The sequence below is a fragment of the Curtobacterium sp. VKM Ac-1395 genome (assembly GCF_015350975.1).
Classification (GTDB): domain Bacteria; phylum Actinomycetota; class Actinomycetes; order Actinomycetales; family Microbacteriaceae; genus Curtobacterium.
In genome coordinates this window covers 55,018-65,989 of sequence record NZ_JADKRX010000003.1, presented here as the reverse complement: position 1 = coordinate 65,989, position 10,972 = coordinate 55,018, and the positions used below count along the sequence as shown (strand labels likewise).

Here is a 10,972-nt window from a genome sequence, read left to right as displayed (position 1 = left end):
GACATGGACCGCACCCCTCGACAGCCCAGCGACCGCGTGCTCATCGCCGGGGCGGTCGAGGACCTGCCGGAGATCCACCGGCTGCTCGAGGACCTGCCCGAGACCGCCTACGGCCAGGTCTTCGTCGAGGTCGCGCTCGAGGAACAGGTCCGCATCCTGCCGGCACCCCCGCGTGTGACGGTGTCGTGGCTCGTCCGCAGCGACCGTCCGTCCGCGGTGCCGTCGCTCTGCTTCGCCGACCACGGTGAGGCCCTGGCGGCCGCCGTGCTCGCGTGGGCGGGCGAGTGGTGCGTCACCGACTCCGAGCCGCGCACGGTCGTCTGGATCGGGTGCTCGGACAGCCCCTGGATCGAGCAGACCCGGGCTGCGGTGCAGCACGGACTCACCGACGCCGGCCAGCAGGTCCAGGTCGAGTTCGGCGGCTGAGCGCCGGTCGGACCGGTCAGGCCGGTCCGAGCACGACGTCGGGGGCGTCCACCGAGCGGTCGGTGACGGTCGTCGGGGCCTCGAGGTGCACGGCGCCGGACGGCACGATCCCCGCGCCGCCGAAGCGCTCCATGACCCGCCACTGCGCGACGACGTCCTCGCCTGCGTGGCCGACCGGCAGGGTGTCCCAGAACTCGAACCCGCCGACCTCGACGAGCGCGGCCCGGTCGTACAGCGCGCAGGCCCCGACCCAGGCGACGTGGTACGGCATCCACCCGCCCGGGTCGACGTCGAGACCGGCGGCGACGTGCGCGAGGTTCGCGGCGTTGTGCAGCGACCAGCGCTCGAAGCCGGGGGAGCCGCGGCGGATCACCTCGGGCACCACCTGACCGTCCCACGGCTCGAACAGGGCAATCTCGTGCGGTCGGCGGTCGGCCAGGTACGACAACCCCTGCACGGCGCTGCCGACGAAACCGCAGCCGAGCGTGCGCAGGGCGTCGAGCATCCGGGACACGGACCCGGGTTCGAGCCACACGTCGTCGTCGAGGAAGAGCACGGCCGGCGCTGACGCACGGTCCAGCAGGAACTGCCGGTGTTCCGCCAGGCCACGCCGTTCCGGGTGGGTGAGCAGCGTGACGGGGCGGCCCTGGGCCTCCAGGACGCGCACCATCGCGGCGACCGCCGGACGTGACGCGACGTCGCTGGTCTCCGACTGGTCGCTGAGGACCACGCGGAACGAGGCGTCCGTCTGGGCGGCGAGCCCGGCGAGGGTGGTCGCCAGCTCGGCGGTGCGTCCCACGGTGGGGATGAGGACGTCGACGTCCGGCGCGTCGTCGGGTCGGCCGTCGCGCGCCCAGGCTCCTGACCAGCGGGCGGTGCTCACACGGCCTCGCCTCCCGTCGCCCCTCCCGACGTCTCGCGGATGCGACGGACCACGGCACTCGTGGAGTGCTCGGGGACGTAGTCGACCATGACGACCTCGCCGCCGTAGCTGCGCACGACCTCGGTCTCGCGGAGCATCTCGGGGGAGTAGTCGCCGCCCTTGACGTAGACGTCGGGCTGCACGCGTTCGATGAGCGGGATGGGGGTGTCCGTCGCGAAGACCGTCACCAGGTCGACGCACGCCAGGGCCGCGAGGACACCGGCGCGGTCCTCGGCGGTGTTGATCGGCCGCTCGGGGCCCTTGAGTCGGCGCACCGAGTCGTCGTCGTTCAGCGCGACGACGAGCAGGTCCCCGAGCTCCTTGGCCTGGCGGAGGTACGAGGTGTGCCCGCGGTGCACGACGTCGAAGCAGCCGTTCGTGAACACGACCCGGCGACCCTCGCTGCGGGCGACGGCCACCGCGGCGGCGAGGTCGTCGTGGTCGACGACTGTCTCCGCGGGGGCCTCGACGGAGCGGAGCAGCGCGGCGGCGTCGCAGGTGGACGTGCCGGCCTCACGGACGACGACGTCGGCGGCGGCCTGCGCGAAGGCGACGGCCTCGCGCGCGGGGGCGCCGACGGCCAGGGCGACCGAGGCGGCGGCGCAGAACGTGTCGCCAGCGCCGGATGCCTGCTGCTCGGAGGCCGGGGTGGCGCGGGTGCGGAAGCCGGTGTCCTCGCCCGGCTCCAGGAGCACGGTGCCGTTGCGGTCGAGGGTGACGACGACGGCACGGGCACCGGTGGCGGCGAAGACCTCGTCGCGAGCGGCGACGACGGTCGCGGCGCGTTCGACACCGTCGCCGAGGGGGCGGCCGAGCAGCGCGGCGGCCTCACCGGCGTTCGGCGTGACGAGGTCGGGGCGCAGCTCGCGCCAGCCACCGAGGTCGTGGGCGTCGACCACGACCACGTCGGGTCGGTCCCGGTCGATCACGGGCAGGACGCTCTCCGGCGTGACCCCGAGGCCGTAGTCGCAGACCACGGCGGCGTCGGCGGCGCGGATGGCGCGGGCCACGGCGGCGGCGAGCTGCTCGGTGTGCCCGTCGGTCGGCATCGCGGCGAGCTCGTCCACGCGGACGACCACGCGGTCGCCGCCGACGATCCGGGACTTCGACGTGGTCGTCGCCCCCGGGATCGTCACCATGTACGAGGTGTCCACCCCGGCCGCGTCGAGACGCTGGCGGAGGACCGCACCGGCCTCGTCGTCCCCGAGCAGGCCGACCATGCGGACGCGGGCACCCAGGGCGCGGGCGTTCACGGCGGTGTTCGCCGCACCGCCGGGGACCGCGATGGTCTCGGTGACGCGGACGACGGGGGCGGGGGCCTCGCGGGAGACGCGCTCGGCCTCCCCGATCGTCCAGCGGTCCAGGATGCAGTCGCCGATCACGACGACGAGCGGCTCGCGGTCGTCGATGCGCCCGATGAGGTCGCGGACCAGGCGGACGTCGGCGGTCATCGGTCGAAGCCCTCGGCGGGTGCGGTGACGCCCTCGTCGGACGCCGACGACGCTGCGGCTGCGGCTGCGGCCGGTGCGGCCGGTGCAGCCGGTGTGGCGGGGGCCGCTTCGAGGTGCACGACCGTGGTCGTCGTCATCTCGTCGAGCAGGTGCGGGCCGTACCCGAAGCCGGAGCCCGAGGCGCCGCGGGGCTCGGCGCTGCCACCGGGAGCGCCACCGAAGACGGCGTTCACCTTCACCGTGCCGACGGGGAGCGTCGCGGCGGCGAGCAGCGCGTGCGCGGTGTCGTTCGTCAGGACCGAGGCAGCGAGGCCGTACCGGTCGGCGGCGGCGAGCTCCAGGCCCTCCTCGAACGAGTCGACCACGCGGACGGGGGCGATCGGGCCGAAGGTCTCCTCGGTCAGCACGAGCGCGTCGTCGGAGCACCGGGTGAGCACGGTCGCGGGGTAGAACGTCCCGGCGCCGTCCGGCACGGAGCCGCCCGTGCGGACCTCGGCGCCCTTGGCGACGGCGTCGTCGACGTGCTGCTGCACGAGGACGCGGAGCCGGTCGTCGACGAGCGGGCCGTACTGGGCGGCGGGGGCGGCGGTCTTCGCCTCGGCCTCGGCGACGAGTGCCTCGACGAAGGCATCGGCGACGTCGCGGTGCACGTAGACGCGCTCCACGCTCGTGCAGATCTGGCCGGTGTTCGCGAAGGCACCCAGGGCGGCCTGCCCGGCGGCCCACACGGGGTCGACGCCGGCGTCCACGACGAGCGCGTCGTTCCCGCCGTTCTCACGGACGACGTGCGCGCGGGTGCCGGCGGCGACCTCGCTGAGCCGGTCGCCGGTGGCGGTGGAGCCGACGTGCGCGTAGACCGCGATGCCGTCCTCGGCGAGGAGCGCCTCGCCGGTGGCGGCGTCGCCGTCGACCCCGACGAACACGCCGGCGGGCAGGGCCTCGGCCAGCAGTTCGTTGAGGCGCGCGAAGGTCGCGGGGCACCGCTCGCTGCCCTTGTGCACGACGGTGTTGCCGGTGACGACGGCGGCGCCGATGATGCCGAGAGCGACGGCGACCGGGTCGTTCCACGGGGTGAGCGCCAGGACGACGCCGCGCGGGTGCGGCACGGTCCAGTCCGCGGCGCCGTGCTGGCCGCGGAGGGCCTCACCGCGGTGCAGCGGGCCGAGCTCGGCGTACTGCAGGAGCGTCCCGATGCCGGCCTCGACGCCGCCGGCCGCGTCGCCGGGGACCTTGCCGGTCTCGCGGGTGTTCAGCTCGGCGAGCTCGTCGGCGTGCGCCCGGAGGTGCTCGGCTGCCGCGCGCAGTGCTGAACCGCGCTCGGCCGGAGCGGTGCGGGCCCAGCCGGGGAACGCCGCTCGTGCCCGTGCCACCGCGTCGTGCACGGCGTCGGGGCCTGCGACCGGGGTCGTGGAGGCGACGTCGCCGGTCACGGGGTCCAGGACGACGACCTCGTCCGTGGTGGTGGGGGCTTCGAGCGTCATGCGCGTCCTTCCGGGTGGTGCTGATGGGACAGTGCTGATGGAGCAGTGCTGGTGGTGGTGCTGATGGTGCTGATGGTGCGGTGCTGGTGCGTCAGGCCGATGGCCATGAGGAGTACGACACTGCTCCTTCTTCTCTGGACGTGGTCGCGGTTCTGCGTTCCGCGGTCAGGCGGCACACCGCCCAGCGATGCTCGGTAGACAGGACGTCGGTCGGTCTCGACCGACGACGACAGGAGACAGTGGACGTGGTGCGGATCGGCGAGGGCGGCGAACGGTTCGAGGGGGTCCGCGAGGTGGCGGTCCTGCGGGGCGGAGGCCTCGGCGACCTGATGTTCGCGATGCCTGCGATCGAGGCACTCGCGGCTGCCTACCCCGACGCCCGGCTGACCCTGCTCGGCACGCCGGCGGCGGCGGCCCTGGTCGACGGCCGGAGCGACGCGGTCGACGCGGTGGAGGAGCTCCCGGTCGCGCCCGGCGTCCGCGACGCCGGCGACGGCGCGCCGACGGCAGAGGACTTCTTCGACCGGCTGCACGGCCGGTTCGACCTCGCGGTGCAGCTGCACGGCGGCGGGCGCAACTCGAACCCCTTCCTGCTCCGCCTCGGCGCCCGCCACACCGTGGGGACCGCGACCGAGGACGCCGAGGTCCTGGAGCGCTGGGTCCGCTACGTCTACTACCAGCACGAGGTCCTGCGGGGGCTCGAGGTCGCCGCCCTCGCCGGTGCGGAACCGGTCACGCTCGACCCCCGGCTCGCCGTCATCGACGACGAGCGTGCCGCCGTGCGCGCCCGCCTCGGCGTCACGGGCACCCTCGTCGCGATGCACCCGGGCGCGACGGACCCACGGCGCCGCTGGAGCCCGGAGCACTTCGCGGCCGTGGCGGTCGCCCGACTCCGCGCCGGCGACGACGTGGTGGTCGTCGGCGACGACTCCGACCGACCCGCGACCGACCGGATCACCGCGGCCGTGCAGCAGGCCCTCGGCTCGACGGAGCGCCTGCACGACCTCGTCGGATCGCTCCCGCTCCGCGAGCTGCCCGCGGTGCTCGGGGCCGCCGACGTGATGGTCGGTGACGACTCCGGTCCGCGCCACCTCGCCCTGGCCGTCGGCACCCGCACGGTCGGCGTGTTCTGGTTCGGCAACGTCATCAACGCCGGTCCGCTCGACCGCGGCCGGCACCGCGTCCTGATGTCCTTCGTGACGCGCTGCCCGGTCTGCGGGATCGACGTCACGCAGGTCGGCTGGACCGCGGAGCGCTGCGAACACGACCCGTCCTACGTCGACCAGGTCACGCCGGAGCAGGTGCTCGCCGACGTCGAGGACCTGCTCCGCACGGCGCCGCCCCGCTAGCGCGCGCCGGCGGAACAGCGCGGAGCGGGCGGAACCGCGCACAGCGAGTCGAATCCCGCGTTGCGAGGCGAATCCCGCGTTGCGAGTGGAATCCCGCGTTGCGAGTCGGAACTTCCGACCCTCCACGCGCGATCTCACATCCCATCGCGCGCGACAGGGGAAGGAACGCGCCCCTCAACGGACTGGAGGCCCGGTGCCAGCTGGCACCGAGCCTCCAGTCCGCCGCGTGGGCGCGGTCAGCGCATCACGGCCAGCTGGGCTCCGTGGCCGGCATGATCGACAGCTCGCGGATCTCGCAGCCTGCCGGCTGCGAGAGCGCGAACATGATCGAGTTCGCGACGTACTCGGGCTCGATGAGCTGCGCGTCCGGGCCCGGCTTGTACTGCTCGGTGCGGTCGGCGAAGAAGTTCGTGCGCATGCCGGCGGGGATCACGTTCGTGACGCCGACGCGCCCGGCCGTCTCGGCGGCCAGGGCCTGCGAGAAGCCGCGGACGCCGAACTTCGACGCCGAGTACGCGGTGCCGTGGCCGACACCGCGCAGGGCGAGCGACGAGGAGATCGTCACGACGCGGCCGTGTGAGGCCTCGAGGGCGGGGAGGGCGGCGCGCACCGTCGACGCGGTGCCGATGAGGTTGACGCCGACGATCTTCTCCCAGTTGCCGGACGAGATCGCGTCGATCGGGGCCGGCGTGTCGATGCCGGCGGCGGTGACCACGGCGTCGAGGCCACCGTGGCGTTCGACGGCCTCGCGCACGGCCTGCTCGACGGCATCGGTGTCCGAGACGTCCACGGCGACGGCGTCGACGCCCTCGGGGACGGCGTCGATGCGCAGGTCGAGGACGATCGGGGTGCCGCCGGCCTCGGTGACGGCGGCCACGACGGCTGCGCCGAGTCCGGATGCGCCGCCGGTGACGAGGACGCGACCGATGGGGGTGGTGGGGACGGGCATGGATGTCCTTTGCGTTGTGGTGCTGGTGTGGGGAGGGACGAGCGGGGAGCGGTTCAGCTGACGCGTTCGATCGCGGCGGCGAGCCGGGTGGTGGAGCGGCCCGGGTGGAACGGCACGGTGACGACGCGCCCGCCCCACTCGGCGAGCGTGACGGCCTCGGGCAGTTCGTCCGCGGTGTAGTCGCCGCCCTTCGCCCACACGTCGGGGCGGAAGCGGCGCAGTGCCTCGTCGGGCGTCGTCTCGTCGAACACCACGACGGCGTCGACGCAGTCCAGCGCGAGCAGCAGCTCGACGCGGTCGTCCTGCGTCATGAACGGCCGCTCGGGCCCCTTGAGCTGGCGCACCGAGCTGTCCGAGTTGAGGCAGACGACCAGGCAGTCGCCGAGCGCCCGCGCTGCCGACAGCGTCCTGGCGTGTCCCGCGTGCAGCAGGTCGAAGCAGCCGCCGGTCGCGACGACGGTCCCGCCGCCGCTCCGGACGCGGTGCACGACCCGCAGGGCGTCGCGGTCGACGCCGGGGACCTCGACCGGCGCGGGGGCGTCGGCGAGGAGCGAGGTGACCCCGCCGGCGGCGAGGTACGCCGAGGCGTCGGCGACCCCGGCCGCGACGGCGTCCGGGACGTCGGACCCGCCGGCCAGCGCGACGGCGACGCCGGCGGCGAGTCGGTCACCGGCACCGCAGGGGTCACCGGCGGTGACGGAGGGCGCCGGCAGGAAGCGGGAGTCCATGCCACGGGGGGTGCGGCGGCCGACGAGCGCGCCGCGGTCGCCGAGCGTGACGGCGACGGCGCGGACGTCCCACGCGTCGACCAGGGCAGCGGCCGCGTCGGTGGCGAAGGGCACGCCCTCGCCGCTGAGCTCGGTGAAGCGCCGGGCCTCGGAGGCGTTCGGCGTGGCGACCGTGATGCCCGCCACGGGGACGGCGCCCTTGGGGTGCGGGTCCCACACGACCGGGGTGTGCTCGGTGGCACGGGCGATGGCATCGCGGACGGCCGGGGCAGCGGCGACCCCGCGGCCGTAGTCGGCCACGATCACGGCGTCGACGTCGTTGAGCGCCGCGGTCATCTCCGGCGTCGCGGACGGCACCGGGGGCGTGTCGCAGCCCTCGTCGATCCGGACCAGGGCGTGGTCGCCGACGCGCACGCGGGTCTTCACGGGCGTGGCGACACCGGACGGTCCGGCGACGATGCGGACGCCGGGCAGCAGGTCGCGGATCTCGGCGGCCCGGGCGTCGTCGGAGAGCACGGTGACGAGCGTGACGTCGTGGCCGTCCTTGGCGAGCATGGTGGCGACGAGTCCGGCACCACCGGCACGGCGGTCGTCGGTGCGGACGTCCACGACGGGGACGGGCGCGTCGGGGCTCAGGCGTTCGCTGGTGCCCGAGACGTCGACGTCGAGCAGCGTGTCGCCGACGACGGCGATCCGGAGCCGGGCGCTCATCGGCGCACCCCGTGGCGGAGCGCGGGCTCCATGGCGCGGCACAGGGCGTGCACGAGGACGAGCTGGGCCTCCTGCACGTTCGCGGACGGGCCGTCGATGCAGATCGCGTCGTCGACGGCGTCGGCGAGGGGGTTCGGACGGGCGCCGGTCAGGGCGATCGCGCGGGCACCGACGGCCCGTGCGGCAGCAGCGGCGGCGAGCAGGTTCGGGCTCTTGCCGCTCGTGCTCAGCAGCACGACGACGTCGCCGGTCCTGGCGTGCGCCCGGACCTGCCGGGCGAACACCTCCTCGAAGCCGTAGTCGTTGCCGATGGCCGTGACCGCGGAGGTCTCGGCGTGCAGGGAGATCGCCGAGTACGCGGGCCGGTCGCCGTCGAAACGACCGGTCAGCTCGGAGGTGAGGTGCTGGGCCTCGGCGGCCGAACCGCCGTTGCCTGCGGCGAGGAGCCGACGTCCGGCGACGAGCCGCGACGCGATGTCGTCCGCCCAGGCCGCGATGTGGTCGTGGTGGTCGACGAGCGAGGCGATGACGGGCACGGAGGCCGTGATGTGGTCGAGCACCGCCTGCGCGCTGTCGCGCATCTGCTCGGTCGCGCCGATCCCGGTCTGTTCGATGGTCATCGTGCCGTCCTCTCCGTCGCACGCACGGCGCGGGTGGCGCGCGTCGTGGTCGTCCGTGTCCGCGGCGCCGTGGTGGCCCCTCCGCTGATGAGTCGCTCGTACACCCGCTCGGTGTCCGCCGCGACCCGGGTCCATGCGTAGCGGGACTCGACCCGCTCGCGTCCTGCAGCGCCGTACGCCTCGCGCCGTTCCGGGTCGTCCAGGAGCGCCGTGACGGCCGCCGCGACGGCGGCCTCGTCACGCGGCGGGACGTGGAGTCCGGTCGCGTCCTCGACGACGGTGTCGATGAGGCCGCCGACCTGTGACGCCACGACGGGTCGGCCGCAGGCCATCGCCTCGAGCGGCACGATGCCGAACGGCTCGTACCAGGGGGCACAGACGACGACGTCGGCGCTCCGGTAGACCGAGGGCATGGCGTCCTGGCCGAGCTGGCCGCGGAACGACACGTGGTCCCGCACGCCGAGCGACCGGGCGAGTGCGTCGAGGCGCTGGTACTCGGGGTCGTCGGCGAGGTCGGCCCCGGCCGTGCCGGCACCACCCACGATGACGAGTTCGACGTCGCGACCAGCCTCCACGAGCGCAGCCAGAGCGGCGATCGTCGTGCCGACGCCCTTGCGGCGCACCAGGCGCGACGCGGTGAGCACGCGCTCGGTCCGGCCACGCTGCTCGACGGGGCCGTCGGGGCGGAAGCGGTCGACGTCGACCCCGCACGGCACGACCGAGATCGCTTGCAGCGGCACGCCGAGCGCCTTGAGCTCGAACGCCTCGTCGGAGCAGGTCGCGACGACCTGGTCCACACCGCGGCCGACGGCGGGCTCGATCCACTCGCGCTCGTCCGGGCTGGTGTCCGCGGAGCCCTGGTGGCGGCGCTTCACGACACCGAGCGCGTGGAAGGTCTGCACGATCGGGATCCGGGTGCCACCGGTGCGGGACTGCACCTGCGTGACGGCCTCGAGCGCCGCGTGGCCGGACATCCAGAAGTGCCCGTGGACCACGTCGGGGCGGTCGAGGAACCACTCGGCGGCCAGCACCTGCGCGAACGTCCCCATGAACGGGAACAGGTCGTCCTTCGGCACGGCGCGGGCGGGACCGGCGTCGACGTGCACGACCTCGACGCCGGCGCGCAGCATCACCCGGGCGGCGAGCTCGGGGTCGTCGCGGCGCGTGTAGACCGTCACCTCGTGGCCACGGTCGGCCAGGGCACCGGAGAGGGCGGCGACGTGCACGTTCTGCCCGCCGGCGTCGACACCACCGAGCACCGCGAGCGGGCTGGCGTGTTCGGAGACCATCGCGATCTTCATCGGGAGCTCCCTTCGAGAGCGGGGCTCGCGCCCCGCGTGCGCCGGTGGCGCGTCACGGCGTCGTCGAGCAGCTCGTCCCAGTCGCCGAGGAACCGGGCGAGCGAGTGCCGCGCGAGTGCGGCCTCCCGGGCGACGGCACCGCGTCGGCGCGCCTCGTCCGGGTCGTCGAGGAGCAGCCGGGAGGCCCGGGTCAGCTCCGTCACGTCGGTCGCGATCGCGCCGGCCTCGGCGGGCACGGTGCGCGACGCGTCGGTCGTCGCGAGGACGAGCACCGGCATGGCCATGTGCATCGCCTCGATGAGGGAGAGGCCGAGCGAGGTCCACCGGTTCGGGTGCAGGTAGGCGCGGCGTTCCGCGAGTGCGGCGTGCATCGGGTCGGGCTTGACGTCGCCGAGCCCGACCAGGCGGTCGCCGAGCCCGAGCTCGGCGAGCTTGTCCGTCCCCATGCCGAACACGTCGACGGGGGCGACCTCGGCGAACCGGGGGAGCAGGTCCGTGCCGACGACCCGGTTGCGGCGCACGGGTTCGTTGATGACGGCGCCGAAGCGCTCGAGGGTGCCCGAGTAGAGCGGCCCCGGGTCCACGACGCCGTGCTCGACGACGGTGGTCCTCGTGGTGCCGCAGTCCCACATCAGGGCGTTCCAGTGCGTGACGTGCGCGATCGTCAGGTCGTCGCGGTCGCCGAGGGGGTGCACGGAGTTCGGCACGTCCACCCGCGGGGCGTTGTGCTCGACGAAGACGATCGGCACGTCGCGGCCGCCGAGGAGCTCCGCGGCGACGGCCATCTCTTCGGTGCGCTGCAGCACGACGACGTCGACCTCGGCGTCGGCGACGTCCTCCGGCGCGATCTCGACGACGTTCGGCCAGTCGCGGCCACCCGCTCCCAGGCCCCACCCGTCCCGAACCGCGGTGGTCGGGACGAGGTACTCGTGCGGCCCGCGGACGAAGGCGTCCATCCAGCCGCCGTGCACGTGCCACAGGAGGATGCGCATGCAGGCCTTTCGTTCGTCGAGCGGACAGACCGTCGACCGGGA

10 protein-coding genes are annotated in these 10,972 nt (G+C 74.5%); 2 read left to right on the top strand and 8 right to left on the bottom strand.

Annotated features, from left to right (window positions below):
• Positions 1–3 precede the first annotated feature (3 nt).
• Positions 4–426, top strand: coding sequence for an SIP domain-containing protein (locus tag ITJ68_RS08825; RefSeq protein ID WP_194660919.1), 423 nt, complete (start codon positions 4–6; stop codon positions 424–426).
• Positions 427–442: 16 nt separating this feature from the next.
• Here the strand turns inward: ITJ68_RS08825 and ITJ68_RS08820 are convergent, their stop codons facing one another.
• Genes ITJ68_RS08820 through ITJ68_RS08810 form a run of 3 tightly spaced genes read right to left on the bottom strand, consistent with a single transcriptional unit; the run spans position 443 to position 4,280 of the window.
• Entirely contained in the window at positions 443–1,309 is an 867-nt protein-coding gene (locus ITJ68_RS08820; protein ID WP_194660918.1) for a glycosyltransferase family 2 protein, read from the bottom strand.
• A complete protein-coding gene (gene rfaE2, locus ITJ68_RS08815; RefSeq protein ID WP_194660917.1) occupies positions 1,306–2,799 on the bottom strand; it encodes a D-glycero-beta-D-manno-heptose 1-phosphate adenylyltransferase in 1,494 nt (497 codons plus the stop codon). Before rfaE2 ends, ITJ68_RS08820 begins: the two co-directional genes overlap by 4 nt.
• Positions 2,796–4,280 (bottom strand): aldehyde dehydrogenase family protein, encoded by a 1,485-nt coding sequence (locus ITJ68_RS08810; protein WP_194660916.1) that lies wholly within the window; start codon positions 4,278–4,280, stop codon positions 2,796–2,798. Before ITJ68_RS08810 ends, rfaE2 begins: the two co-directional genes overlap by 4 nt.
• A gap of 245 nt (positions 4,281–4,525) precedes the next feature.
• On the opposite strand from ITJ68_RS08810, the gene ITJ68_RS08805 reads away from it, so the two are divergent.
• Entirely contained in the window at positions 4,526–5,629 is a 1,104-nt protein-coding gene (locus tag ITJ68_RS08805) for a glycosyltransferase family 9 protein (protein WP_323743260.1), read from the top strand.
• Positions 5,630–5,873: 244 nt separating this feature from the next.
• Here the strand turns inward: ITJ68_RS08805 and ITJ68_RS08800 are convergent, their stop codons facing one another.
• The 5 genes from ITJ68_RS08800 to ITJ68_RS08780 are packed head-to-tail and all read right to left on the bottom strand — an operon-like array spanning position 5,874 to position 10,930.
• The gene (locus ITJ68_RS08800; protein WP_194660915.1) at positions 5,874–6,578 is read right to left on the bottom strand and encodes an SDR family oxidoreductase; all 705 of its coding nucleotides are present in this window, start codon (positions 6,576–6,578) and stop codon (positions 5,874–5,876) included.
• 53 nt (positions 6,579–6,631) lie between these two features.
• The gene (locus tag ITJ68_RS08795) at positions 6,632–8,017 is read right to left on the bottom strand and encodes a PfkB family carbohydrate kinase (RefSeq protein ID WP_194660914.1); all 1,386 of its coding nucleotides are present in this window, start codon (positions 8,015–8,017) and stop codon (positions 6,632–6,634) included.
• Entirely contained in the window at positions 8,014–8,637 is a 624-nt protein-coding gene (locus tag ITJ68_RS08790; RefSeq protein WP_194660913.1) for a D-sedoheptulose-7-phosphate isomerase, read from the bottom strand. The genes ITJ68_RS08795 and ITJ68_RS08790 overlap by 4 nt, the downstream gene beginning before the upstream one ends.
• Positions 8,634–9,938, bottom strand: a complete 1,305-nt coding sequence (locus tag ITJ68_RS08785; RefSeq protein ID WP_194660912.1) for a glycosyltransferase — start codon at positions 9,936–9,938, stop codon at positions 8,634–8,636. The genes ITJ68_RS08790 and ITJ68_RS08785 overlap by 4 nt, the downstream gene beginning before the upstream one ends.
• Positions 9,935–10,930: a glycosyltransferase gene (locus ITJ68_RS08780; protein ID WP_194660911.1), complete on the bottom strand. Its 996-nt coding sequence runs from the start codon at positions 10,928–10,930 to the stop codon at positions 9,935–9,937. The genes ITJ68_RS08785 and ITJ68_RS08780 overlap by 4 nt, the downstream gene beginning before the upstream one ends.
• Positions 10,931–10,972 lie beyond the last annotated feature (42 nt).

Coding starts and splice junctions, on each gene's coding strand:
- ITJ68_RS08790 (WP_194660913.1), bottom strand. CDS start 8,637: ATGACCATCGAACAGACCGGGATCGGCGCGACCGAGCAGATGCGCGAC.
- ITJ68_RS08795 (WP_194660914.1), bottom strand. CDS start 8,017: ATGAGCGCCCGGCTCCGGATCGCCGTCGTCGGCGACACGCTGCTCGAC.
- ITJ68_RS08785 (WP_194660912.1), bottom strand. CDS start 9,938: ATGAAGATCGCGATGGTCTCCGAACACGCCAGCCCGCTCGCGGTGCTC.
- ITJ68_RS08810 (WP_194660916.1), bottom strand. CDS start 4,280: ATGACGCTCGAAGCCCCCACCACCACGGACGAGGTCGTCGTCCTGGAC.
- ITJ68_RS08825 (WP_194660919.1), top strand. CDS start 4: ATGGACCGCACCCCTCGACAGCCCAGCGACCGCGTGCTCATCGCCGGG.
- ITJ68_RS08800 (WP_194660915.1), bottom strand. CDS start 6,578: ATGCCCGTCCCCACCACCCCCATCGGTCGCGTCCTCGTCACCGGCGGC.
- rfaE2 (WP_194660917.1), bottom strand. CDS start 2,799: ATGACCGCCGACGTCCGCCTGGTCCGCGACCTCATCGGGCGCATCGAC.
- ITJ68_RS08780 (WP_194660911.1), bottom strand. CDS start 10,930: ATGCGCATCCTCCTGTGGCACGTGCACGGCGGCTGGATGGACGCCTTC.